The 26,275-nt window shown below is 49.5% G+C and carries 25 protein-coding genes; 6 read left to right on the forward strand and 19 right to left on the reverse strand.

Going from position 1 to position 26,275, the window contains the following annotated elements; all coding sequences use genetic code 11:
• Positions 1-32: 32 nt before the first annotated feature.
• From BM367_RS04050 to BM367_RS04105, 12 genes are all read right to left on the reverse strand, one after another.
• A complete protein-coding gene (locus BM367_RS04050) occupies positions 33-497 on the reverse strand; it encodes a GNAT family N-acetyltransferase (protein ID WP_092458076.1) in 465 nt (154 codons plus the stop codon).
• A gap of 5 nt (positions 498-502) precedes the next feature.
• Positions 503-1,393, reverse strand: coding sequence for a chitinase (locus BM367_RS04055; protein WP_092458079.1), 891 nt, complete (start codon positions 1,391-1,393; stop codon positions 503-505).
• Positions 1,394-1,397: 4 nt separating this feature from the next.
• Positions 1,398-2,762: a M20/M25/M40 family metallo-hydrolase gene (locus tag BM367_RS04060; RefSeq protein WP_092458082.1), complete on the reverse strand. Its 1,365-nt coding sequence runs from the start codon at positions 2,760-2,762 to the stop codon at positions 1,398-1,400.
• Entirely contained in the window at positions 2,749-3,162 is a 414-nt protein-coding gene (locus tag BM367_RS04065; RefSeq protein ID WP_092458086.1) for a group III truncated hemoglobin, read from the reverse strand. Before BM367_RS04065 ends, BM367_RS04060 begins: the two co-directional genes overlap by 14 nt.
• A 36-nt stretch (positions 3,163-3,198) precedes the next feature.
• Positions 3,199-3,726 (reverse strand): cytochrome c, encoded by a 528-nt coding sequence (locus tag BM367_RS04070; protein ID WP_143103944.1) that lies wholly within the window; start codon positions 3,724-3,726, stop codon positions 3,199-3,201.
• A gap of 72 nt (positions 3,727-3,798) precedes the next feature.
• Positions 3,799-5,082, reverse strand: coding sequence for a replication-associated recombination protein A (locus BM367_RS04075; protein ID WP_092458092.1), 1,284 nt, complete (start codon positions 5,080-5,082; stop codon positions 3,799-3,801).
• A gap of 32 nt (positions 5,083-5,114) precedes the next feature.
• Positions 5,115-6,947 carry an aspartate--tRNA ligase gene (gene aspS, locus BM367_RS04080; RefSeq protein ID WP_092458094.1) on the reverse strand — a complete coding sequence of 611 codons (1,833 nt, stop codon included), beginning with the start codon at positions 6,945-6,947 and terminating at the stop codon, positions 5,115-5,117.
• Positions 6,948-7,047: 100 nt separating this feature from the next.
• Positions 7,048-8,430: a di-heme oxidoreductase family protein gene (locus tag BM367_RS04085; RefSeq protein WP_092458097.1), complete on the reverse strand. Its 1,383-nt coding sequence runs from the start codon at positions 8,428-8,430 to the stop codon at positions 7,048-7,050.
• A gap of 13 nt (positions 8,431-8,443) precedes the next feature.
• Complete coding sequence (locus BM367_RS04090; RefSeq protein ID WP_092458100.1) at positions 8,444-9,526, reverse strand: imelysin family protein; 1,083 nt, start codon at positions 9,524-9,526, stop codon at positions 8,444-8,446.
• Between the two features lie 29 nt (positions 9,527-9,555).
• On the reverse strand, positions 9,556-9,996 hold the full coding sequence (locus BM367_RS04095) for a QcrA and Rieske domain-containing protein (RefSeq protein WP_092458103.1): 441 nt from the start codon (positions 9,994-9,996) through the stop codon (positions 9,556-9,558).
• A 12-nt stretch (positions 9,997-10,008) separates the two neighbouring features.
• A complete protein-coding gene (locus BM367_RS04100) occupies positions 10,009-11,241 on the reverse strand; it encodes a hypothetical protein (RefSeq protein ID WP_143103945.1) in 1,233 nt (410 codons plus the stop codon).
• 95 nt (positions 11,242-11,336) lie between these two features.
• On the reverse strand, positions 11,337-12,410 hold the full coding sequence (locus BM367_RS04105) for a quinone-dependent dihydroorotate dehydrogenase (RefSeq protein WP_245759889.1): 1,074 nt from the start codon (positions 12,408-12,410) through the stop codon (positions 11,337-11,339).
• A gap of 109 nt (positions 12,411-12,519) precedes the next feature.
• On the opposite strand from BM367_RS04105, the gene BM367_RS04110 reads away from it, so the two are divergent.
• The 5 genes from BM367_RS04110 (at position 12,520) to scpB (ending at position 18,537) form a co-directional block, all read left to right on the forward strand.
• Positions 12,520-13,698, forward strand: coding sequence for an acetyl-CoA C-acyltransferase (locus tag BM367_RS04110; RefSeq protein ID WP_092458112.1), 1,179 nt, complete (start codon positions 12,520-12,522; stop codon positions 13,696-13,698).
• A 61-nt stretch (positions 13,699-13,759) separates the two neighbouring features.
• The gene (locus tag BM367_RS12080) at positions 13,760-14,116 is read left to right on the forward strand and encodes a hypothetical protein (protein ID WP_143103946.1); all 357 of its coding nucleotides are present in this window, start codon (positions 13,760-13,762) and stop codon (positions 14,114-14,116) included.
• Between the two features lie 91 nt (positions 14,117-14,207).
• Positions 14,208-16,712, forward strand: coding sequence for a TonB-dependent receptor (locus tag BM367_RS04115; RefSeq protein WP_092458115.1), 2,505 nt, complete (start codon positions 14,208-14,210; stop codon positions 16,710-16,712).
• A gap of 111 nt (positions 16,713-16,823) precedes the next feature.
• A complete protein-coding gene (atpG, locus tag BM367_RS04120) occupies positions 16,824-17,705 on the forward strand; it encodes an ATP synthase F1 subunit gamma (RefSeq protein WP_092458118.1) in 882 nt (293 codons plus the stop codon).
• A 133-nt stretch (positions 17,706-17,838) separates the two neighbouring features.
• Positions 17,839-18,537 carry an SMC-Scp complex subunit ScpB gene (gene scpB / locus BM367_RS04125; protein WP_092458120.1) on the forward strand — a complete coding sequence of 233 codons (699 nt, stop codon included), beginning with the start codon at positions 17,839-17,841 and terminating at the stop codon, positions 18,535-18,537.
• Between the two features lie 31 nt (positions 18,538-18,568).
• Here scpB and BM367_RS04130 read toward each other — a convergent pair whose 3' ends face one another.
• From BM367_RS04130 to BM367_RS04145, 4 genes are all read right to left on the reverse strand, one after another.
• Positions 18,569-19,885 carry a sensor histidine kinase gene (locus BM367_RS04130; RefSeq protein WP_092458123.1) on the reverse strand — a complete coding sequence of 439 codons (1,317 nt, stop codon included), beginning with the start codon at positions 19,883-19,885 and terminating at the stop codon, positions 18,569-18,571.
• Positions 19,886-19,896: 11 nt separating this feature from the next.
• Complete coding sequence (locus BM367_RS04135) at positions 19,897-20,571, reverse strand: response regulator transcription factor (RefSeq protein WP_092458125.1); 675 nt, start codon at positions 20,569-20,571, stop codon at positions 19,897-19,899.
• Positions 20,572-20,601: 30 nt separating this feature from the next.
• Entirely contained in the window at positions 20,602-21,264 is a 663-nt protein-coding gene (gene pnuC / locus BM367_RS04140) for a nicotinamide riboside transporter PnuC (RefSeq protein ID WP_177224101.1), read from the reverse strand.
• Between the two features lie 72 nt (positions 21,265-21,336).
• Complete coding sequence (locus BM367_RS04145) at positions 21,337-21,924, reverse strand: NifU family protein (RefSeq protein ID WP_092458132.1); 588 nt, start codon at positions 21,922-21,924, stop codon at positions 21,337-21,339.
• Between the two features lie 132 nt (positions 21,925-22,056).
• Here BM367_RS04145 and BM367_RS04150 point away from each other — a divergent pair, with 132 nt between their 5' ends.
• The gene (locus BM367_RS04150; protein WP_092460906.1) at positions 22,057-22,521 is read left to right on the forward strand and encodes a methylglyoxal synthase; all 465 of its coding nucleotides are present in this window, start codon (positions 22,057-22,059) and stop codon (positions 22,519-22,521) included.
• Here the strand turns inward: BM367_RS04150 and BM367_RS04155 are convergent.
• Genes BM367_RS04155 through BM367_RS04165 form a run of 3 tightly spaced genes read right to left on the reverse strand, consistent with a single transcriptional unit; the run spans position 22,518 to position 26,268 of the window.
• Positions 22,518-23,582: a M28 family peptidase gene (locus BM367_RS04155; protein WP_092458135.1), complete on the reverse strand. Its 1,065-nt coding sequence runs from the start codon at positions 23,580-23,582 to the stop codon at positions 22,518-22,520. The two genes, BM367_RS04150 and BM367_RS04155, sit on opposite strands and share 4 nt — an antisense overlap.
• Positions 23,583-23,606: 24 nt before the next feature.
• Positions 23,607-25,124: a cysteine--tRNA ligase gene (gene cysS, locus BM367_RS04160; RefSeq protein ID WP_092458138.1), complete on the reverse strand. Its 1,518-nt coding sequence runs from the start codon at positions 25,122-25,124 to the stop codon at positions 23,607-23,609.
• A 37-nt stretch (positions 25,125-25,161) separates the two neighbouring features.
• Positions 25,162-26,268 (reverse strand): endonuclease/exonuclease/phosphatase family protein, encoded by a 1,107-nt coding sequence (locus BM367_RS04165; protein WP_092458141.1) that lies wholly within the window; start codon positions 26,266-26,268, stop codon positions 25,162-25,164.
• Between the last annotated feature and the right edge of the window lie 7 nt (positions 26,269-26,275).

Here is a 26,275-nt window from a genome sequence, read left to right on the forward strand (position 1 = left end):
TCTTTGTATTCTCCAAATAACAGATTAAGTGTTCAGGATGCAGGATTCCATATCATTTCCACATGCGGAATGCCATCTTCCAGATACACATCACTGCAAACCTGAAAGCCAAATGATTCATAAAATTTTTGCAGGTACAACTGTGCCCCGAGGCGGATAGGTCCCGGACCATACAATACCTGAATGGCTTCTATACTTTTTTGCATCAATAGCTTGCCCAGTCCCATATTGCGATAATCAGGATGTACCACCACACGGCCAATAGCCATTTCCTGAAAACCTACGCCCGGCGGTAATAAACGGGTATATATCAGAAGCTGATGCGATGATATGGAAAATCCCATCAGATGATAAGCCTGCTGATCTTTATCGTCGGCATCCAGATAGGCGCATTGCTGCTCGACGATAAATACCCGGTTGCGCAACTGCCAGATAGCATACAATTGCGTGGGCGAAAGGGCAGTAAAATCACGACAGATGAATTGAATGGAATGCATGGTATTCAGGGATGCAATGAAAATGGTTGTTGGTAGGTGCACATCAGATTTAAACCGGGATCAACATGAAATTGCTGGCAAAAGTATTCATAAAAATCATACCGGTGCAAGGTTTCCGCTGATGGGGGATGTCCGCATTCTTCCCCTCCATTGATAATGTTTAAGGTGACTCCGAATCCAGGCAAGCGTCCGGCTGCACTATCTGCAGCAGCAGGAAGCCATTGACCGGTTATCACCGCATGGCAGGAAGGCTTGTTGGCTATGGGCGTCATCCAGAACCAAATGGCTGAAGCAAAGGCCAATACAGAATCTTGTAGCAATTTTTCCGGATGCTCCAGCAAGCTGTCTTTGCTGCCAAACCAGGCTTCGCTAAACATGCCATAGAGGTAATTATAGCTCAGCTGCAAGGGACCGCGGCCATGATAGGATACGCCCGGCACTGGAGGATAGCTAACATTGGCCACACTGTACTGCGGGCAACCGTGGGCGCAACCCCGCTCCTGCCTGAAATACAATCCCCATTTCAGGTAACCACCTGGAGCCTGGTCCCAGCCACCCGATGTTTCCTGCGCCACATGAGCCAGAAAAGCGGACAGTTCCCTGCGACGCACGGCAGGTGACCCCTCACCCAGAAAGCCCGGAAACTTGCGGGCAGCTGCCACAAAGGCCTGAAAAGTATAGAAATCGGACTTACCCGAATCGGCTGCATTGGGCCCCAGATGGGCTTTCCCATATCGATTGGGAAAGAGTTGATCCCACTTACGAGCACTCAGGATATGGGTCAGAAACGTAGCGCTGTCGGGCTTTTCGTCAAGAGGTGGCGATTGAGCCCGAAGGTGAGCCGGTAACCCGATGATTGTCCCTATGCAAATCCAGAGCAAAACATGTCGACCCATAGCTTTATCTGCTGATTTCCGGAAACACCGGAAGGCTCATATCGCCATTCGCACCAATAGCCTGCACGGCAAAGAATACATTGTCTTTGGAATAAGGCAAGGTGAGGGTGGTATCGGTAGTATAAAAAGCCTGTTGCCAGAGCGGCTGATCGGTATCGCGCATCAATACCCGGTAACCTGCCGGATGACCACTTGCAGAAGCCATCCAGCGCAAGGTTGTTTCATTGCCCAGCTCACCGGCACTAAGCCAGGCATGGGCAGGAGCAGCCGGTGACTTGGCCAGACTTATCAGGGTAGCCAGGTTCAGCGCTGTATTTTTCCGTAGATACTCAAAATCCATATACTCCGGCAGATCGCCATAATGGATACCCTTTTCCACCCGGATATCCTGATGCTGATGGTTGAAGTTTTCATAGTATTCGGTAAGGCGCACAGCCGTATATCCTTTTTGCTGGAAGGGCAAATGATCACCCCCGCGCAGGAAACGATCGGGTCGGTAAATGAGCACCACATCGAGATTGGGAATATAAGCCCGGGCTATTTCGTATAGGTAACGAGCCAATTCGCGGGAGGGGCTGTCGTTATCGCCATTGGTCATTCTGCGCATGCGGGCCTGTTCGGGTGTTTCTGCCGCCGGGATGGTTTCGCTGAACACACGCACGCGGGTATTGTCCTGCAGGCCGGTTTCACTTGCGGTTGTTTGGCCAATGATATCATTGTTGAGCAAGGCTGCAATTTGCCACCCTTCGCTGGCTGCCCGCTCAGCCAGATGCCGCGAACCATAGAGGCCCTGTTCTTCCCCGCTAAAAAACACCAGCTTGATGGTAGCCGGAAAATGCTGGTTGGCGATGATGCGGGCTATTTCCAGAAGGGCTGCCACCCCACTTCCATCGTCATCGGCTCCGGGTGCATCGCCAATTGAATCCAGTACATTACTGCGCCGGCTATCCAGGTGGGCACTGGCCATAAAAATCCGATGATCGGAGGTATCGGTACCCGGCAGTGTGGCGATGATGTTAGCTATGGGATGAGCAAAAGGCACGCGCTCTCCGGGAGTCAACATCCAGCGATCTTCTTCTACTCTCAACCGGTTGCCTCCCCGCTGGCTGTATTCTTGGAGGCGGGCTTCCACCCAGCGACGTGCAGCTCCTATACCACGGTGAGGGTCATTTTCCGTGCTCAAGGTATGCCTGGTGCCGAAACTCACCAGGGTCTGCACGTAGGCCCGCAAGCTATCAGCCGATACCTGCTGCACAGATTTTTCAATTATTGGATCCCGGGCAGGGAAAGACTGGCCACCGGCCAATTGTGGCCAGGTACCTCCTATCCAGAGGACAAAAACCCATGGTATCAGATTACGGATTTTCATGTTTATGTTGGGAAGTTTGAATTTGCTTCAGCAATCCCAGCTTGGTTTGCATGACCCCGGCTATGGAATGGGCCCTGAATTTGGCCAGGGCAGCCTTTTCTCCTTCAAAATAGGTATTTACCGTTTCATCAAAAAGCTGCAGCCAGCGCTGGAAATGTTCTTCCTGCAAAGGGAAACGTTTATTCAATTGCAGGTGGGGGATCATGGCATTGCGATGATACACATCTTCATCCAGCAAAATACTGCTCCAGAAATCGTACATGATGGGCAGATGTTTATTCCAGTTAACCCGTGCTATTTCGTTGAAAATAGGGCCGATGAGCTCATCGGCTTTCACCCGGTCGTAGAAACGATTCACCAGTTCTTCTACATCTGCACGCGAGGTGATGGCTTTTTTCACGACATTCAGGTTTTGGTTTGTTTACAAAAGTACGCATCATTGCCCGGATGACGCCGGACCGTATTGCTGATTGGTAGCCGGCGGAGCCGTGGGAATGGTGATCACGTTAAAAGCAAAATGATTGGCTTTGTGGCAATTGTTGCAAGTAGTGGTTAAAAATGTAAATGCTTTTTTGAATCGGGCTTCGTCTTGCGCATCCACGGCAGCCTGCACACTATCGAGGGCAGGATATAACATCGGAATATCTTTCACTTCCGGTCTATCCGTTTCAATTTCTTGTGCTGTGCGGGCTGTTTCGCGGATTTCTCCCACTTCAAAGGCAGCCAGCGGCCAATTGTGTTTGATACCGGCAAACCAGAGTTTGCCATGATTGTATTGAATGGTGGTCATCAGCTCCCCCAAACCGGGTTTGTAGTGTTCCCGGATAAATGCCAGCGTATCCTGCAAACGCTGTACTTGCTGCTGCAAAGCTTTAACGGTTGCCCATTCCGGGTGGGAACAACGGCTTAAGCCTATGATCAGCCCGGTCGATATGATGAAGACAAACATGGATTGGCGAGACATGGCAGAAAAATTTTGAAAAATAAAACTACACAATTGCCCGCTTTTCTACATGCGGTCATGGATGAACGGTTTTCAGTATCCATATTTTTCTTTCCACCAGCTCTTCAATTGTTTTCGCATTTCCTGTTCGCGTGCATTCTGGCCGGGTGTATAAAAACGCATGCCCTTGAGCGGGTCGGGCAGATATTCCTGTTGCACAAAATTTCCAGCGAAATCGTGGGCATATTGATAATCCTCTCCGTAATGCAGGTTACGCATGAGCGAAGTAGGGGCATTGCGGAGATGCAGGGGCACGGGCAGAGAGCCATGGTCTCGCACGGCCTGCATGGCCTGCTGCAAAGCTTCGTAGCAAGCATTGCTTTTAGGCGAGCAAGCCAGATAAATAGCGCATTGAGAAAGAATCAGGCTGGCCTCCGGGTATCCAATGACATTCACGGCCTGGAAGGTGCTGGTAGCCAATAGCAGCGCATTGGGGTTGGCGTTGCCAATATCTTCGGATGCGAGAATCACCATACGCCGGGCGATAAACTGCACATCTTCTCCGCCTTCAATCATGCGTGCCAGCCAATATACAGCGGCATTGGGATCGCTGCCGCGGATTGACTTGATGAAGGCCGAGATGATATCGTAATGCTGTTCGCCCTGCTTATCATACAAAGCCACCCGCTGCTGGGCTACCTTCATGATCAGCTCATCGGTAATTTGCAGCGGCTGCCCGTGGGGTGTAACGGCCAGGAGGCTGTCCACAGCGAGTTCTATGAGATTCAGCAAACGCCGGGCATCCCCGCCGGAAAGCCTGATCAGGGCGGCTGTTTCGGTGAGCTCCACCGGCAACTGTCGCAACCACTCATCCTGTGAAAGGGCACGCCGGGCAATCAGCAATAGGTCTGCTTCGCTTAACGGATACAACACATACACCATGCAACGGGAAAGCAGGGCTGCATTGACTTCAAACGAAGGGTTTTCCGTGGTGGCACCTATCAGGGTAATGATGCCTTTTTCTACAGCACCCAGGAGCGCATCCTGCTGGCCTTTATTGAATCGGTGAATTTCATCAATAAAAAGCACTGCCCCATTTTGCAGCTGTGCTTTTTCCAGCACTTCGCGGATATCCTTGACACCCGAAGAAATAGCACTGAGTGCATAAAAGGGTTTACCCGATTCAGCGGCTATGATCTGGGCAATGGTGGTTTTGCCCACGCCGGGAGGGCCCCAGAGGATAAGGGATGGGGGTTTTTGCTGTTTCAAAGCTTGTCGCAACCCCGCATCAGGAGCAGTAAGGTGGGGCTGGCCCACCAATTCATCGAAACTGCGGGGGCGCATGCGTTCGGCCAGCGGTGCATGAATCGCATTCATCTTGTGGCTTTGCTGCAAGTTAAGACCCTTTTTTAGTTCTGGTCTTTGCGCAGGCAAATGTGCAATTCCCGCAATTGCGATTCTTCCAGAGGCGAAGGCGCATCGAGCATCATATCCCGTCCGGCATTGTTTTTCGGAAAGGCAATGAAATCACGGATGGTATCGCTACCACCCAAAATAGCACAGAGCCGGTCAAAGCCAAAGGCAATGCCTCCATGCGGGGGAGCGCCATACTCAAAAGCGCCCAGCAGAAACCCAAACTTCTGGCGGGCTTCTTCAGGGCTGAGTCCAAGGGCGGCAAACATTTTTTCCTGTAAGTCGCGCCGGAAAATCCGGATAGAACCTCCACCTACTTCCTGCCCGTTGATTACCATGTCATAGGCGTTGGCCTTGATGCCTGCATAGGGATGATCCTGATAGTCGGTACCCGGTGGGATCAACGGGCTGTTTTCAATCATCACGGGAATATGTTCCGGTCGGGGAGCTGTAAAGGGGTGATGGCGCGCCACCCAGCGACCTACGCTTCCCGGCAGGCTTTCTTCTTCACTGTATTCAAACAATGGGAAATCCAATATCCACAGCGGTTTAAATACGTCTTTCTGACGCAAACCCAATCGTTCACCTAACTCCAACCTGAGCTCGGCGGCAGCCTTGCGGGTACGATCTTCCTTGCCGGCCAACATCAGAATGAGATCGCCCGGCTGCGCATGACAGAACTGTTGGATTTGCCGCAGGATTTCTTGCGACAAATACTTATCAGCCGAGCTTTTCAGCTCACCCTCTGGCTGACAACGCACATACAGCAAACCCTGCATACCAATCTGTGGGCGCTTGACCCACTCTGTGAGTTCGTCCAGTTGTTTGCGTGTGTACGATGCCCCGTTGGGTACAACCAGTGCCAAGATGGTTTCGGCCTGATCCAGCACACCAAAGCCCGATTTATCGACAGCCGGGCAATGAATCTGGTTTCTGACCTTCAGGTTGTGCAGGCACATATCAAAACGCAGATCGGGCTTATCGTTGCCATATTTCCACATGGCTTCATCCCAGCTCATGCGGGGAAACGGATCGGGCAATTCCACGCCTGCCACCTGTTTGAACACATACCGCATCATACCCTCAAATACCTGTAACACATCTTCCTGCTCCACAAAGCTCATCTCACAGTCAACCTGGGTAAATTCCGGCTGCCGGTCAGCCCGCAGGTCTTCGTCCCGAAAACAACGCACAATCTGGTAATACCTGTCAAAGCCGCTCACCATCAGCAATTGCTTGAAAGTCTGCGGTGATTGAGGCAGGGCGTAAAACTGATGGGGATTCATGCGGGAAGGCACCACAAAATCGCGCGCGCCTTCGGGTGTGGATTTAATCAAAAACGGGGTTTCCACTTCCACAAATCCGTGTTGATCCAGATACTCCCTCACCGCCCGGCTGGCCCGGTAACGAAGCAGCAGGTTGCGTTGCAGCGGCGGACGGCGCAAATCCAGATAACGATACTTCATGCGCAAATCATCCCCACCATCGGTATCTTCTTCAATGGTAAACGGAGGTGTTTTGGCTTCATTGAGGATATCAAACTGCTCTACTACCAGTTCCACGTCGCCCGTGGGCAGGTGCGGATTTTTATTACTGCGCTCCACCACCCTGCCTTCCGCCTGAATCACATATTCCCGGTTTAACGGTTGGTCTTCCAGACGCTGATTCATCGCTTCGGTAAACACCAGCTGCGTAATGCCATATCGATCACGCAGGTCCACAAAGGTCATTTTCCCGAACTTCCGGATGCGCTGTACCCAGCCCGCCAATTTCACCTTTTTGCCTGCATCGGATAAACGCAATTCTCCACAGGTATGAGTTCGATACATGATGAAGGAATTAATTCAGCTTTGACAAGGGCACAAATATAGGAAAGGGCAACGGATAGCCGGTTGATAAAATGCTGGTTGGCTATCGGCAGGGAAATGGCTAAAGCGATTGCAGGAAGGCAAGAACTGCCTGGCGTTGCGAAGCGGTGAGTTGCATGAAATTTTGTTTAGCCTTACTTGCTTCTCCGCCATGCCAGAGAATAGCTTCTTCGATGCTGCGGGCACGACCATCGTGCAGGTAATAGGCTGTGCCGTTGGTTTTGGGAAACAGGCCAATCCCCCAAAGTGGAGCCGTACGCCATTCGCTGCCGGAGGCCTGATAGTCGGGCCGGCCATCGGCCAGTGCGGGTCCCATATCATGCAGCAGCAGATCGGTGTACGGATGAATACGCTGATTACTCAAAGCCGGGAAATTGACATCAACTGCTGTATGAAGGGTGGGTAGATGACAGCTGGCGCAGCCGATTTGACTAAATAACTGTTCTCCGGCTTTTACTTGAGGATCCGTTACGTTGCGCCGGGCAGGTACGGCAAGGGTTTCCACATAAAATTTTACGGCATTCAGCAAGCTGTCGGGTAATTCCGGGTCATCGTGCAACCCATCAACCTGAGGCTGCCCGGCGGCACTTTCCTGCGGAAATACCGAATTGGTGACGCCCATATCCTGCTGAAAAGCGCTGGCTACCTGTGTCAGCAAGTTGCCCACATTGGCTTTTAAGCCAAAACGCCCAATTACCTGCGCACCACTAACCGGATCATACACGTAGTTAGGATGTCCCTTAACCCCATCGTGATCGGCATCATCCGGATCGGCATGGGAAAGGATTTCCGATTCGGGTACCCGTAGCAGCAAACCCACTCCAAATACCGGTGGCGCCATACGCGGCGAAAACAGCGTGGAGGAAGGAAGAGGGATATATGGATTACTCACCGTATAAACCGGAACCTGCAAAACGACTGTATTTCCATCCGGGTAAGATACCAGGCTATCATGATAACTGACCGAGACCCGTGCTTCCGGAACATATCCCAGCACACTGCGATCCTGAATCTGCAGTCCAAAACCAGGTACCGGCACGGGACCTCCATGTTCATCCTCGCCTGGCAGGCTTACACGCATGAGCATGGAAGAATTGACCGCACCAAAACTGGGTGTGCCTTTCCCGTCATTGTGATGACAGGAAATACAGGAAACATTGTTGAATATCGGACCCAAACCACTGAACAGCGGGGCAGGGGCGGCCACAAAATTTTGTTCAAAAATCTGATCACCTTTTTCATGCACATGGCTGTCCCACGCGGAAAGGCCCGGAATAGGATGGCTGAATGACTGTGAGCTCAAGTCAAATACCGTAGCCATGCCACCCGACAACCGCGGATCATAGCCATCCTCAGGAAACAGGCCCGGCTTGGTACACCAAATACCCAAGGTGGTGATTAGGCCCAACAGTCCTACAATCCATAGCTTCCTGCTCATGCTCATTTTCCGAGATTTTCTAATCCTTCACGTATTGCTGCAAATAGTCCTGCAAAGGACCACTCAGAATAGCTTCCAGATTGGCCAATGCCTCCATAGCCTGAGATAACTGGGTGCGCTGCAGGTAAATGGCTTGCTCAAAGGGAAGTGTAACTTGCTGCAAGGCCTGGATGGCTGTGGCAAACTGCTGGCGAATCTGGTTGTCGAGCGCCACATTGTGAAGGGCTACCAGATCACTCAGCCCTTTGCCATCCTTAGCTCCGTAATCGCACAGATATACCTGTCGGGCGCCGATGATATTGTTCACAAAATCCTGCATGGAATTATGGGAGAAAGGCGATTCGGTAATCAATGAATCGCGGCGCGTATAAGGCTCGGCGATTTTGCCGTTGCCCACTTCATCGCAGATGTCGGCCATAGCGCCTACGATGGCTTGCAAAGCCTCCAGGCGGCTGAGATATCGGCTGCTGCCCTTGCCTGCCAGCTGAAGGGTAGCTGCAAAATTACCTCCCTCCGGAATCCAGCTCTGGTAAAGCTGAGTAGTATTCTGCACAATATCGGCTACCAATGCCTGCAGGTATTCTTTCTCCCGATTGGTAAAATCTCCAGCAGATTTGTTGCCATCCTTCCCCCAGAGGAGGTATTCCACCGGATGAAACCCCCGCAATGAAAGGTCGAGTTGCTGAATGGTTTGAAGATTCAATGGCTGGCTGCTAGCCAGCAGGGAATCCATTTGCACATAGTCCACCGGCCAGGTATCCATCCGCGGATCGTATTCATCGTCTTCCACCGGTCCGAGCAAAAAACCCTCACATTGTTCCCATACCTGCCTGAGCTGCCGCCATTGATTGCGGGCTTGCAAAAGAAGGGCATCAGAGGGCTGTTGCACAAAAAGCTGAATAATTTGCTGCAGGGTGTCGGCCTGAGCCTGTAAGGCCGCATATTGCGGTATGGCTACCACCTGCACGAAATCATCCAGCGTTTGCTGTTCCATTGTTTGCTGATCTACGGGAGTGGGCTGATCAGACTTGCTACAGGAGCTGAATGCCATGCACGCTATTATGACCGGTAATAACACTGCTTGTGATATGGGTCTGTTCATGGTATGCGGTATTTTAAATGATGAAAAATTCAGCTTTCTTTCATCCAGGGCTGAAGATGGATATGCAACAACCCTTGTGGATCCATATTCACCGGCAGATGGACCAGCGGCTGCTGGGCTGGCCCCTGCACCACATTTCCCTGATCATCGAAGCGGCTGCCATGCAGCGGACAATAAAAGCCGTTGCCCGTGAGGGTAACCGGATTACGGGCATGGGTGCACATCAGCAACAACGCCACATATTGCCCTTCAGCCTCCCGGCGAACAGCAATGCGATAACGCAGGCCAGCAGCATCAATCACCTGAAAGCGGTTATCTTCCAGCTCCGATGCTTTGATTTCCACTTCCTGCCCATTTACACCTGCCTGTATCACCCGGCCCGATCCTGCACAGGATTCAGCCAGCCAACCGGCTATCATGGCTGTTACACACAGGCTGCAAGTTTCCCGGAGAAAATGACGACGATTCATTTTCAGGATTTTTTAAAAAGAATATCCAATGCCCAGATTTACAAAGCTGTTGTTTGGCTGATAGGGCGGTGCAGCCGGATTGGGATTGACAATCAAAGCAGGATTTTGCGGGCCGGTATGCTGGAAACGCACATCGGCCTTGATGACCACGTTGGGAATAGGCAAATAGCCAGCTCCCACGATGAGATGCGATTGCCGCAAGGTGCCATCGTAAATGGCATTGGCTGGGATCCGGTTATTCAGGTCTATCCATTCATACCGGGCAAACAGGTTGAGCTGTTGTTTTTCCAGCCGCTTGTTGGCATGGTGAAACAGGTTGTAAGCCACTTCAGCATAGGCGCCATACATGCCGGAAGCCACGTTATTGGCATACGCTTTATTGACATCAGCCGCATCGGGAAAGGAAATATAAGCGCCCAGCATTTTTACATGCAAGCCCCCATGCCAGTACTGCACATCGGCTTCACCCAGATAAAGCGGCAGGGCAAACAGGCCATGGGCAAGCCCCAGGCTATCAGACTCCCGTTTGTTCAATCCGTTAGCACCGCCTGCATATCCGGAAACCTGCAGCTGAAACGATCCGGGATTGACGCGCACCGAAGCCGTAATGGCCAGATTGTTGGCTGTGGCATCCCTCCCTTCAAACCGTCCCTCCCGGATACCGCTGCCATGGCTGAAATCGGCCGCATCCAGCCCATTGACCAGGGCTACCGTGTATTGCAAAGGCCATGCTGAAAGCGAACCATAATATCCTACCCCCAGCTCACGCCAGGTGGCCGGAATCACCAGTTGTTCAACCAATGGGCGTTCCACACCGTTGAAATTCACCGGTAAATGATCTTCATTCAATATCCCGATCCGGGGAATGAACAAACCGGCAACCCAATAATTTTGCGGATGTCGTTTGCTGGAAAACTTTAAATATGCCTGCTCCATGGCAATTTCTCCACCCGCATCTCCACCCTCCACCTTGGCATCTTCCAGTTCCAGCTCTGAGAAAAAAGAAATCCGGTCGTTGAACTGATGCCCTACAAACAACACCGTACGCACCAGATCTATGTTGGATGTCCCCTGATCCATATCCCGCTGATAGGCAGCTTCACCATAGCCGCCAATGATGGTAGATGGCCCTAAACGCTGATGCAGGGAATCTTCGCCAGTGAGCAAACCAGGTTTTTGAGCCTGTGCCTGCGAAATAATTCCGAAACAACATCCCCAAAAGAAGAGTAAAAATTTTTTGCCCATTTGTATGCTGGTTTTGCAATCGAGCTGCAAAGCAAGCATATTGCAAGGGAAGAGATGAGAAAAATCGGGAAAAAGATTTACGCAAAACGGAAAAATTATGTGGCGACTAAGGCTTCACAAATTTCCCGGATTAGGCCGGGCCCCCGGTAAATCATACCGGTATAAAGTTGCACCAGCGAAGCACCCGCATCCATGACTTTGCGGGCATCCTCAGCAGAGAAAATACCACCTGATGCCACTACGGGGAGGCGTGCCGATGTCTGTCGGGCAATATGGTTTACCATCTGAAGGGTGTGGGCAAATAAAGGCCTGCCGCTTAATCCGCCTGCACCTATCCGCTCAATGATTTCGGCGGGCGTACGCAGACCATCCCGCCTGATGGTGGTATTGGCTGCAATAATGCCTGAAAGATGAAATTGCAGGGCCAGGTCCAGAATCTGATCCAGCTCAGCCCAGCTCAGATCGGGCGCAATTTTCAGCAACAAAGGCCTGGGGACAGGTTTGGCTTGATTTAGTGTCTGCAAATGACTGATAATCTCCCGCAGGGCATCCCTTTGCTGTAAATCCCGCAATCCCGGGGTATTGGGTGAGCTTACATTGATCACAAAATAATCTACCGTATCGTACAACGCTTCAAAACAAATTCCGTAATCAACCAGGGCTTGCTCATTGGGTGTCTCTCTGTTTTTGCCCATATTCCCTCCGATGATTAACCGGGCGTTTCCTTGTGCTTCCCGGCTAAGCCGGGAGCGGATGTTCCGCAGGCGTGCGGCTATCGCAATCACCCCATCATTATTAAACCCCATCCGGTTAATAAGCGCTTCATCAGCCGGAAGGCGAAACAGGCGGGGACGTTGGTTGCCAGCCTGCGGCCGATGAGTGACGGTACCAATTTCAATAAACCCAAATCCAAGAGCAGCCAGCAACTCCACGTAGGTTGCATTTTTATCAAAACCGGCAGCTAAACCCACCGGATTGGGAAAAGTTAAGCCCATCACTTCCCGCTGCAGGCTGGGATGTGAAATACAAAAACGCCTGGAAAGCCATCTTTTCCCTATTTCAAAATGATGTACCTGCCTGAGACCCTGCATGACAGCAATATGAGCCTGTTCCGGCGGAAGGAGAAAAAGTAACCTGCGCAACAGCGAATACATAGGGATGAATGACAAGTTCTGCTAATTGTATCTGCACCGGCCTGGCCGGGAGACGTAAAAATACAGACATTCATGAAATAGCAGCCATTCTGATTTTTGTTGTAAGTTTGGATAAACTACAGCCATGAGCCAGGAAGCGTATATTGTTGCCGGTTATCGAACAGCTGTAACACGCGCCAAACGGGGCAAATTTCGTTTTGTACGTCCTGACGATCTTGCTGTTCGGCTGATTGAGGGCCTGCTGCAACACCTACCCCAGCTTGATCGTAAACTCATTGATGATGTCATTGTGGGGAATGCCGTTCCGGAAGCCGAGCAGGGCCTGCAAATCGGGCGGATGATTTCTGTCCGGGTGTTGGGTGAACAGGCTCCGGGTATGACGGTGAACCGCTACTGTGCATCCGGACTGGAAACCATTGCCATTGCCACGGCCAAAATCCGTTCGGGCATGGCCGAATGCATCATTGCCGGCGGCACGGAAAGCATGAGCTGGGTGCCCATGGGCGGATGGAAAACCGCACCGAGCTATGAAGTGGCTTCCGTGCATCCCGACTATTATCTCAGCATGGGCCTCACGGCTGAAGCCGTAGCGCGTGAATACCACATCAGCCGGGAAGACCAGGATCTGTTTGCCCTGCGCTCGCACCAGCGCGCTCTTTTTGCCCAACAACAGGGCTATTTCCGGTCGGGTATTTATCCCATTACCATAGAACAGGTTAAAATCAATGAACAAGGCAAAAAAGAAACCGTAAGCTATGTGGTGGATCAGGATGAAGGACCCCGGTCCGATACTTCGCTGGAAGCCCTGGCCAAGCTCCCACCGGTATTTGCTGCAGGCGGTACGGTTACCGCGGGCAATTCATCTCAAACCTCGGATGGGGCTGCTTTCGTGGTGGTCATGAGTGAAAAGCTTTGCCATCAGTTAGGCATTCAACCCATAGCCCGGTTGGTTTCCTGCGCAGTAGCCGGTGTGCCACCCCGGCTCATGGGCATAGGTCCGGTGGAAGCCGTTCCCAAAGCCTTGAAAATGGCTGGCAAGCAATTGTCCGATATCGATCTCATTGAACTGAACGAAGCCTTCGCCGCACAGTCATTAGCCGTGATCCGCCAGCTGGATATGGATCCGGAAAAAGTAAACATCAACGGAGGCGCTATTGCGCTGGGTCATCCCCTGGGATGCACCGGGTGCAAACTCACCGTCCAACTCCTGAACGACCTGCAACGTCTGAACAAAAAATACGGCATGGTTACAGCCTGCGTAGGTGGCGGGCAGGGAATAGCCGGCATATTTGAAAAATGCTAAATATTACTGGTTGCGCGCATTATCTGAAATATAAACTTAGTTTTGCCATCTATTTTTTGATATGCCAGTTTATTCGGCTCATCACACATCCCGAATCCGTCTGCTGCTTAGCACCTGGCTGTTAAGCATTTTTCTCTATAGTTCCGCTCCCCGCATTCTGCTCCATGAAATCTTTGCCAATCACGATGATACTATTGACCTGCCCATCGGAAATCAGTATCACGTAAGCCCCCAACACATCCATTGCGCTTTCATGCATATTCATCTGGCTCCCTATATCCCCGTGAGTAGTCCTCCTTTGCCCGTGGTGAGCTGTTTTTTCAACAATGTAACAATCTTTGCCCCTTTATTCCCTATCCTTTCTCCTAACCCCCACACATTTTTGCGAGCTCCACCCGTTTGCTTCGCACTTTCCTGATTACTCAAGTCATTCATTACTCCAGCTTTAGTTCACATCAAGATTATTGACAGTCAGAAGTTATTTTAATGCATAAAAATCATTTAATTACATGAAAATTATTTTAATATTTAAACATTTGATTACCTTCCAGGCTGTTTTGTTATGCTTATCCGCAGTGTTCATCTGCTCCGGCACTGCACGGGGCAAATCACTTCAAGAATACACCCTCACCGGAACTGTAATTGATTCATCTACCCATCAACCGCTGGCTGGAGCCACCGTTTTTATTCCTGACCTGCGCACGGGCACTATTTGCGACTCTGCAGGTCGTTATACGATTAATCACCTTCCTGCGGGTGACTATCTGGTTGAGGTACGTTTTATCGGCTACCGGACAGTTTCCCGGGAGGTACGTCTCCGCCAAAAAATCACAGTACTGAATTTTACCCTTTCACCCTCATTGATTGAGCAAAATGAGGTGGTAATCACAGGCCAGTCGCGGGCCACTTCCATCCGCAACACGCCCATTCCGGTGCTGGCTATTGGCCATCGATATCTTCAGGAAAATCTGGGTACTAATATCATCAGCAGCCTTACGAAGATTCCTGGCATCAGCGCTGTATCAACCGGGCCGAATGTGGCCAAGCCATTTATACGCGGGCTTGGATATAACCGCATCCTGACCCTTTATGATGGGCAAAGGCAGGAAGATCAGCAATGGGGCGATGAACATGGTATAGCGGTGGATGAATATAGCATTGACAGAGTGGAGGTCATTAAGGGGCCTGCAAGCCTTACCTATGGCTCAGACGCACTGGCCGGAGTGATTAATCTGATTCCTACACAACCTGCCCCGGAAGGCCATACGATGGGAAGTTTTTTGAATGAATATCAGACTAACAATAACCTCATTGGCCATTCACTGATGTTTTCCGGCAATCATCACGGCCTGGGATGGGTCGCGAGGGGTTCGCATAAAATGGCTAAAGACTACCGGAATAAAGTAGATGGTCGGGTTTATGCTACCAATTTCCAGGAGACGGATTTTACTGCCTCGCTCAGCAAGACTTTTTCCTGGGGATCTTCCCATGTGGATCTGACCTATTTTGATGATTTACAGGGCATCCCCGATGGAAGCCGGGATTCAGCTACCCGCCGGTTTACCAAGCAGATTACGGAAGCCGATACTTTCCGGCCCATTGTGCCGGCATCGGAGCTAAACAACTATCGGTTGCCCGTATTGCATCAGCACATCCAGCACAGCCGCATTTACTGGGCTAACAGCATCAATATTGGACAGTCGGAGCTTCAAGTGAATCTGGGTTTCGAACAAAATGTGCGACGGGAATACAGCCATCCGCAATACCCTTCCATTCCGGGGCTGTATATGATCCTGAATACATTTACCTACGATTTGAAATATAACCTGCATGGGCCTGCTGGCTGGCAAACCACCTTTGGATTAAACGGCATGTATCAGCACGACAACGTTACCAAAGGCACGGAATTCATTATTCCCAGCTACCGGGAGCTGGACGGTGGCTTGTTTGCCATGACGCAGAAAACCTGGAACCAATGGACTGTGATGGGTGGGCTGCGCCTGGATCACCGCAATTTCCACCAGGATGCCCTTTATACGTTTCCCAATCCGGTTACCGGATTTGACCAGGCATCCCCTCAGCCTGTCTCTCCCGGACAAATGCCAGAATTTGCAAAAGCCCACTATACATATTCTGGCCTGACCGGAAGCCTGGGTATCTCGTATCGGATTACCCCGCAATTTACTCTGAAAGCCAATCTGGCAAGAGGCTACCGGGCACCCAACATCGTTGAGCTATCTGCCAATGGGGTTCACCCTGGCACAGATATTTACCAGATTGGCAACAACCACTTTAAGCCCGAATTCAGCCAGGAAGAAGACTTAGGGCTATCTTTTGCTTCTGAACACGTATCGGTAGATCTAAGCCTGTTCAACAACGACATTCAGCATTACATCTACAATGCCAAAGTGCTGAACAGCGAAGGGCAGGATTCTGTAATTGTACCCGGAAACCAAACCTTTATGTTTCGCCAGGGTCATGCCCGGCTTTACGGTGGTGAATTTCATATAGACATACATCCTCACCCGCTCGACTGGCTGCATGTGGAAAGCAGCCTATCCACAGTTACCGGACTTAACCTGGACGCAAGCCAGATGAAATTCGGCGGAGACAGCGCCCGATACCTGCCCTTTATCCCACCTTTGCATGGGCTCACAGAGATCCGGGCCAACATTCGCTGGAAACATTTGCCTTTGAAAAATACCTATCTGGCAGCCCAGGCCGAGTATTACGCCACCCAAAACCATGTGATGCTGGCCTACAACACGGAAACGCCTACACCCGGATATACGTTGTTTAATGTGCTGATGGGCACCGAACTGGTGAATCATAAAGGCAAACCCTACCTGCAACTCGCCCTGTTTGCCGATAATATTTTCAATAGACTTTACCAGAATCACCTCAGCAGGCTGAAATATATGGAACCCTATCCCGATGATCCCCGGCCATATCATGGCATTTACAACATGGGACGAAATATTGGTATTCGCGCTACCATCCCCTTCTCGCTGTAAATGCATATCCGATAATTTCTCCAGGCTGTCCCTGCTTGCAGCGGACAGCCTGATTTTTCGGCTGACTACTCAAAAACTTCTTACCTTTGCGGGCCAGTAAGCCAGAAAACTATGCCAGGCAAACTCAAGGAAGTCCGCAATCGGATAAAATCGGTTCAATCGACCCAGCAAATCACCAAAGCCATGAAAATGGTGAGCGCCGCCAAGTTGCGCCGTGCTCAGGATGCCATTATCCAGATGCGACCTTATGCCCGCAAATTGCAGGAATTGTTGCAGCATATTGTGCAAAACTATCAGGGCGATGCGGGCAGAAAGTATATCACGAAACGGCCGGTCGAAAAAGTGCTCATCGTGGTGATTACCTCTGATAGGGGCCTGTGCGGAGCCTATAATGCCAACCTCATCCGCCTGGCAAAACAGCTGATTGCCGAAAAATATGCGGCCCAGCAGGCTCACGGGAATGTTTATGTAATGCCTATCGGAAAAAAAGGATACGATCATTTCGTAAAATACCGCTTCCAGGTTATCCCTGACCATTGGCGGTTGTTCCATGAACTCAATTTTGAATCGGTGCGTCAGGCAGCCCAAACAGCTGTTCAGGGATTCCTGAGCCATCGTTGGGATGTGGTGGAGCTGATATACAGCGAATTCAAAAATGCTGCTTCCCAACGCTTGGTGGTGGAGCGCTTTTTGCCTGTGGAACCCGCACAGGCCCAGCAATCCCAGACTCATACCAACTTTCTGTTCGAACCCAACGAAGATCAGCTCATTGAGGAACTGATTCCGAAGATTCTGAACACTCAATTTTTCAAAGCTGTACTTGATGCACATGCATCAGAACATGGCGCGCGCATGACTGCCATGGATAAGGCTACCGAGAATGCCACTGAAATCCTTAAAACGCTGCGCATTAGCTACAACAGGGCTCGCCAGGCAGCCATCACAACCGAATTGACCGAAATCGTCAGCGGAGCAGCAGCTCTGAAAGGATAATTTGTCCACCTCAGGTGCATATCTTCTGCAGCTGATTTTGTCAAAAGCCTGTAGATTTGAAAAATATTCTGTATCAGCTGGCATCAGGCATCCTGGCTGATTCACATGGTTTGAACGGAAATCCTTACTGCAGATGGAATTAATGGAATTGATCCCGCATGTGGAAGCACTGATTTTTGCAGCAGATCATCCACTGACTGTATCTGAAATCACCACTCTTGTCAATAAAGCTTTTGGCTTCCTGGATCATATGATTCCGGAAGATCAGGTGGAAGCCGCCATACAGGCTGTGGTAGAAAAATATGCCGATGAAAATTTTCCGTTTGAAGTAAAATACAGAGGAGGAGGTTATCAATTCCTCACGAAAAAAAATTATTTTAAAACGGTTGCCCAGCTGAATGGTGATAAATTCCTGAAACGACTTTCCCCGGCAGCTTTGGAGACCCTGGCTATCATTGCCTACCGGCAACCCGTATCCAAAGCCGAAATTGAATACATTCGCGGTGTGAACGCGGATTATGCCATTCAAAAATTACTGGAAAAAGAATTGATTGTGATTTCGGGGCGCAGCGAAGATCAGCCTGGCAAGCCCTTGCTGTACTCCACATCGCGGTTGTTTATGGATTATTTCGGATTAAACGGACCAGAAGATCTGCCACCCCTGCAGGAATTCAGCGATGATACCCTGATGAAGGATTTCCGTTTGCAGGATGATACCCCTTCCCAAACACAAGATACAACTTACATCGTAAGTGAAGATGGAACCCTGCAACCCGTTCCCCAACAAGATGATGAACAAGCGTCGGAAAATTCCGCAGCCGAAGATGTATAAATATCTGAGCAGATTTCCTCACAACACGCCATCATTCCTGCAGCATGGGGGATGTAATCCGATCCTCGATCCGCACCGGTTGAAAATGCAGTTCAAATACATGCCAGGGAGCAGTATATTGATAATGAATCTGCATGCCTGATGTGCGACAGATTTCCCGAACAATAGACAACCCCAACCCATTGCCCTGTTCAGGATGACTTCTCGTGCGATACCGGTTGAATACATCTTCTTCCAGTGGCTGAGCGATCCCTGTATTCCTGATGCACAATCTATCGGACATGAGCTCAATTTCAATGTCCCCATTTTCAATATTATGTCTGACAGCGTTGGATAACAGATTGCTGATCAACACATCAGCCAGGAAAGGATGCATGCGTACCACCGGACAGGCATGAACCTGATAATGCAACCGCAAACCACGCGCTTCTATCAATGGTTCAATAAGCAGCAAATTCTTTTGAATCAATTCGCTGAAATCAATATCGGCAATTTCTTCAAACTGACGATGCTCGATGCGGGTAAGCAAAAGCAGGCTTTTGCTGATACGTGATAACCTGCGAACAGCCTGATGAATATATTGCAACTGTTCTGCATGGGCAGCTTTCAGATATTTATCCTGCAGCAAGCAATCTATCTGTGATTGAATAATGGACAGAGGCGTTTGCATTTCATGAGCCATGTTTTCTGTAAACTCTTTTTCATGCTGATAGGTGGTTACAATATGTGTTGTAAGTTGATTCAGCGTTTGGTTCAATTCACGGAATTCCTGAATGGGTTCCTGTTCCGGAAGCTGAAGCGCATGTTGCTGATTCAGTTGAAACTGTTTTAATTGCTTTAGTGCAAGATAAAAAGGTTGCCAAAGCCTTCTCGACTGTATGCGACTCAACATAATCCAGCCGATAAACAGCAAAGCCCATAGCACTGCTATGGTTAGTACAAGGCTTTGAATCAAATCTTCGCTATCAATCAAAGATATGCGAATAAATACCTGATAATAATTACCGTTTGACGGAATTACAGACGATAATACCCGATATGGAATTTGTTCATGGTTTAGTGGATTACGCACATATTCGGTATAAAACTGATCAGATCTTATTTCCTGCGGATGTTGAATGGGTTTGATCATCACATTGGTTTGCCAGCTGGGCGCATGTGAAGCAGAAAAATCAAACTGATGTTGCTGGATTTGTTGCACTACCAGGTTCTTTTCATGCAAAAGCCATTCATCGGCATCCTGAATAAACAGATAATGAATCAACAAGTAACACAGCGGTATGGCCACCAGCATCATGATACTGGCATAAATCACATACGTGCGTGTGGAACGGGTAAGCAGGTGCATAAAAAAGAAAATCAGCAAATAAACCGATAACCAATTCCGTACACGGATTTGATGCAATCCGTACAACCTCTGTCGGCAAGTTTTTTCTTTAGATTCTTGACATGAGCATATACCAGATCAAAATCATCAAACCATTCTTGATGATCCTGGCAAAGGTGTTCGGCCAGTGCTTGCCTGGAAATAACCCGGTTTTTATTAGCCAGAAAAAACAGAAGCAGATCATATTCCTTACGGGTGAGATTGACAGGCTGGTCATTTACATATACTTCTCTACGCTCAAGATTCACACAGATTTCACCGGCTTTCAGCTCATTCATTCCCTGAAATTGTTTTCTTCGGATAATGGCATGCAGGCGCGCCGCAAGCTCGGCCATGTGAAAAGGCTTTGACAAATAATCATCTGCACCCAATTTTAAGCCCAGTATCCGATCATCCACATCACCTCTTGCTGATACCACAATCACACCTTCCTGTTTTTTATCTTCCTTCAATATTTTCAGCAATGATAATCCGTCACCATCCGGCAGCATGATATCCAGCACAATGGCATCATAATCTGCTTCATCGAGCAAACGAAGTGCCCTTCGGAAATTGTCTGCTGATTCACACTGAAAGCCTGCAGTATTCAGATATTGCATCATGCTTTGCTGCAAGGCTTTTTCATCTTCAACGATTAGTATTTTCATGGCTTTTGCAGTTAAGCCGTACTACCAAGTTCACTCCACATGCTGAAAACAATCTGAAACAGATACAAGCTTTTGCTGATGATATATCTTCTTCCAGGCCAAAAAACCCAACCATGCAATGATTACATAAAAAATATTCAGCCCGCAGAAAAGGTACAATTTCTTAATGTAAAACATAGGAATATCCACGGCATCGGCTATCAGCAATGCAATCCAGTTTTCAATTTTCCTTCTGGCCAACAACCACATCCCGGTGGCCGCCATGGCCGAAGAAAACGAATCCAGCCCGGGCACATTGTTAATGCGGTAATGTTTTAGCCAGAAATAAAGTCCTGTCCATAATGTGACAAACAACACTGCCGCAAATACATACTCCCTTCGCGATGCCCAGCTGACGGGCTCTTTGGGTTGCTGATCAACATCTTTCCGAGACCACATGTACCAGCCATATATGCTCATCACCAGGTAATACAGATTTAATGCTGCATCCGGATAGAGCTTGTTTTGTTCTTCCACAAACAAAGAAATGCTGAATAAAATGCCTACAATACCTGTGGGATAAACCCAAATACTGTTGGCTCTTGCACACAATACACTGATAACTGCGAAAATCACCGCCACCCACTCCTGCCAGGAAAGTTGCTGCCAGACGTGTGCAAAAAACGCTTCCACCTGTAATGCAAGTCCGTTCATCATGCAAAGAATAAAAAATAGCGGATAACATGTAAGATATCCGCTACTTCATCCTGATTTAACATGTCTCTTTTATCGGGGTTCGGCCACTACTTCTTTTACTTCGGGGACGAGGCGTTTCATCATCCCTTCAATACCTGCTTTGAGCGTAATCATGGAAGAGGGACAGCCCGAGCATGCTCCCTGCAAAATCAGGGTGAGCTTGCCTTTTTCATAGTGCTTGAACTGAATAGCACCTCCGTCCATTTCTACTGCAGGCTTTACATAATTTTCCAGCAGTTCCTTGATTTTTTTCACTACTTCCGAATCATCATCGGCAATGGCTGTGTCGGCCTGTTTTTCCAATTCCTCTTCATTGATCACGGGGCGGCCTTCTTCCAGGTAAGATTTCAAAAAGGCTTTCAGGGTGGGGATTACATCTTCCCATTGCACGTCGGGCACTTTGGTAAGGGTTACAAAATTGCTCATGATAAAAACGCCCTTGATGAAAGGGAAACTGAACAATTCGGTAGCCAGGGGCGAAGGACGCGCCGTGGCCTCGTCCGTAAATTCAATGCTTTTACCCGGATACAGCAACCGGTTTACCACAAATTTCATGGTTTCCGGATTGGGTGTCGTCTCCGTGTATATGCTGATGGTGGGATTGCCGGTTTTAATCATTTTCAGTTGCTTTGTTTGATACAAAATTAGTTAATTTGGCCGGCTTAAGGGGAATTTACACATCCTTTTTGTGTCAGCTTTTTTATCCTCCACTACCTTAAAAATCCGGATTATCTTTAAAAAAATATGATTATGCATGCGCAACATCCTCCTCATCGGGTGCTTCAGGCACGCAAGCGAATTGCCCTGATTGCCCACGATCATAAAAAAGCCGAGCTGATTGAATGGGCGGTGTACAACAAGACTGCTCTATCGCGTCATGAACTATTGGCCACCGGTACTACCGGCAAACTGCTGGAAGATGCGCTGGATGTACCCATCAAAAAAATGCTCAGCGGGCCACTGGGTGGGGATCAGCAAATCGGGGCTCGTATTGCCGAAGGGAAGGTGGATGTGATGATTTTTTTCTGGGATCCGATGGAAGCTCAGCCGCATGATCCGGATATCAAAGCCTTGCTCAGGCTGGCCGTGGTGTGGAATATTCCTATTGCGTGCGACAGGGCTACGGCTGATTTTCTGATGACTTCACCGCTGATGAACCAGGAATACCGGGCGATATTGCCTGATTACAATATGTACCTGCACCGGTCAATTTAATAAGCTGGATGGGTATATATCACCTGCAAGACGGTTTGTCCCACCGCTTTCAGGGTGGCACGATCAATGTTATCCAGGTTATCCTGCAGGGTATGCCAGTAAGCTGGGAATGGATTTTTGGGGTTGTCGCGCAGGTGAATCACGTCAAAACAGGGGATATGAGCCATCTGGCTAACATACTGATGATCATCCTCAATGGTTACGTTGATTTTATCATACCGGAAAAAATCAGAATAACCCAGGGCGTTGGCCAGATTCCAGAATAATGTTTGCTGTGGGCCGGCAAATTGCTGGGATTGTCCTTCCATGTAAAAATGGGCATTTTTCCCGCCTACCATGTCGAGCAATATGCCATAATCGGCTACATATCCTGGCACATGCGGATGCTGAGCCCAGTATTGGGTACCCAGGCAAAAGCTGTGTGCCACACTGTCGCTTCCGTAATCTTCGCAATCGGTCAGAAACAGGTCAATCCCAATATCTGGTTTGTGGGCATGCAGTTGCCGGGCTGTTTCCAGTAGCACGGCAACTCCACTTGCACCATCATCGGCCCCGGGGAAAGGTTTTTTTCGGTTGGCCGGATTGGGATCCTGGTCGGCCCAGGGCCGGGTATCCCAGTGAGCCAGCAACAGCAACCGCTCCTTTGCAGCCGGATTAAAGCTGGCAATGATGTTTACACAAGGCAATTTTTCATGGTTCCAGGCCGTGAGTGTAGTTTGTTGTACATATACCGTATCAGCCCAGTTTTTCATGCGCGCAATGAGCCAATCTCCACAGGCCGCATGCGCCGGGGTACCTGGAATACGAGGGCCAAACTGCACCTGCCTGGCTACATAAGCATAAGCCGAATCCGCATCAAAAGCAGGGACGGTAATGTTTGGATTGATGAATGAGCTATTAGAAGCCGATTCAGAAGTTGACTGACGGGAATGGCAGCCACTGCTCCACATCAGCGAACCGAGAGCCCAGATTCCCAGCCCAAGCAAAACCCTTCTGCCAGAAAGGCTGACGCGCGGAAATGAACGTTTGGGAAAAACAGAAAACGATTTAAACAAGCGCATAAAATCAAGCGAATAAAATGAAAATCATTGAAAGGAATAAGTTACCGATCCATCTTTTTCATCTTTGAGCTGGATGCCCATACGCTGCAGCTGCTGGCGAATCCGGTCAGAAGTCGCATAATCCTTCCGCAACCGGGCCTCCCGCCTGATATCAATCAGCAATTCCAACAATGCTTCAACCAAACGGCTATCCTGTTTTCGAATGGGCTGTAAACCCAAAATTTCACTCATGTATAAGGAAAATGTATGTTGCAGCAACTGAATGGTGGCCGGGCTCAACTGCTCGCCCAGCTGATGGTGGCCTGCCGCATTGATGATGGGCACCAGCTCAAATAAATCAGCCAGCACCCGAGCCGTATTGAAGTCATCGTCCATGGCTTCGCGACAATCCATACACAGCTTGTGTATCCTACCCTCCAGATTATCTGGAGCCAAAGTATCGGCTGCTGGTTTCTGATGCTTACCATCAGGGAAGGTGGCTGCCATCTTTTGCAGGATATCAAAGGCCTCCCATAGCCGTTGCAATCCTCTTTCAGCTGCCTGCAGGGCTTCATTGGAAAAGTCGAGTGTACTGCGGTAATGGGTTTGCAAAATGTAAAACCGAACCACCATGGGATGATAGGGTTGCTCCAGCAGGGGATGCTGCCCGCTGAACAATTCAGTAAGCTTGATAACATTGTTGTAGCTTTTGCCCATTTTCCGCCCGTTGATGGTGATCATGTTATTGTGCATCCAGTAGCGCACGGGTGGCTCGCCATAAGCAATGGTTGACTGGGCAATTTCACATTCATGATGGGGAAATAACAAATCCATACCCCCTCCATGAATATCAAACGGATGACCCAGGTACTTGGTGCTCATGGCCGAACATTCAATGTGCCATCCAGGGAAACCCTCTCCCCATGGGCTTTTCCAGCGCATGATATGTTGCGGAGGTGCTTTTTTCCAAAGAGCAAAATCGGCTTTGTTCCGTTTTTCTTCCTGCCCCTCCAGTTCCCTCGTGGTAGCCAGCAGCTCATCCAGCACCCGGCCACTGAGCTGCCCGTAGGGATAATGCGCCGCATATTTCACCACGTCAAAATACACCGAGCCATTTACCACATAGGCATAACCTTTGGCCAGGATATCCTCAATCATGCTGATCTGCTCAATGATATGCCCGGTAGCGGTGGGTTCGATGTTGGGATCCAGGCAGTTGAACTGCTGCATGCCCCAGTGAAAGAGCCGGGTGTATTTCTGCACCAGCTCCATGGGCTCCAGTTTCTCCAGTGTAGCTCCCTTGGCTATCTTATCTTCAGCTTCCCGACCTTCCTCTTCAAAATGGCCGGCATCGGTGATATTGCGTACATACCTCACCTGGTAGCCAAGATGCCGCAAATAACGATAAACCACATCGAAGGTGATGTAAGGACGGGCATGCCCCAGATGCGATTCACCCGAAACCGTCGGACCACAGACGTACAAGCCTACATAGGGCGGATGTAGAGGTCTGAATAGTTCTTTCTGGCGGGTTAAAGAATTGTAGATCAAAAGTTCTGACATAAAAACGAATCCTGTTGCCGCAAAAATCGGAATTTTCCTACGATCCGCCGGATTGGTGATCAATGCTTGCCAGGATGGGATAATGATCTGATGCAGGAAGCTTGATCACCTCAAATCCTTTGACCTCCAACCGCGGATCTGCGAATATATAATCAATACGCAAAGTGGGGGCGTATCGGGAATAGGTTCGTCCCAACCCTGCACCCGTTGCCAGAAAAGCGTCCTGCAAGTGCCGGCTTATCGTAAAATAAGCCCCTGAAACCGGTGTGGTATTGAAATCGCCACAAAGAATCACCGGATAGGGACTTTGCCGGATAACCCGCGCTATCACCAGCGCCTGACGTTCGTGCAATTGAAATCCTTTTCTGAGTTTGCGTAGCGCCTGCCATGAGCTTTGGGGATCTGAATTTTTTATGCCCTGCATTTCTTCCTGTTCCAGGCCAAATGATTGCAAATGGGCGGTCATGACCCGAATGGTATCTGCTCCGATTACCAGGTCAGCATAGGCCAGGGTCGTATGCCGGCTGCTATCCAGGATGATTTTACCGGTATCTGCAAAGGGGAATTTCGACAAAATCATGTTTCCAAAATACCAGGTGTATCCATAAGGCGTAGCCCATTGAAAGTCGTTGGTGAAATAGGCATAAGGTTTTTGCAGCAAGGTGGTATAATGCAGCACGTTGTTTTTCTCGTTTTGCTGGTATAAATCCACTGTGGCAAACTCCTGCAGGCAAATGATATCCGCATTGTGAAAATACAGGATCCGGTCGAAATCTTCACGCCAATGCAGCCAGGCACTTACGGCTGACTTGAAATTGTTGACATTGTAACTCATGATTGTAAAACCATTTTCCCCGTTCACAGGCTTGTTGCGCCAGTGCCAGGCCCAGGTGTGCACCACCCCTTTCCAGCCACTGATCAGCAACACAGCACTTATCAATGCCATCTTCCCTCGCACAGGTATCCATACCATAATCAGTACCAGCATACCAAAAAAGAGATAAGGAAATGCAAGTCCGGCCAGATTCATCCACCAGGGCACCGGTGAAGGCAGATAGCTGGCCGCTACACCTAACAGGTACAACAACCATATCAACAGCGTGGCTATGTACAACAACAGATTCCTGAACGTGAAAGAAGACATGATACCG

It is taken from the genome of Thermoflavifilum thermophilum, from assembly GCF_900116565.1.
Taxonomy (GTDB): domain Bacteria; phylum Bacteroidota; class Bacteroidia; order Chitinophagales; family Chitinophagaceae; genus Thermoflavifilum; species Thermoflavifilum thermophilum.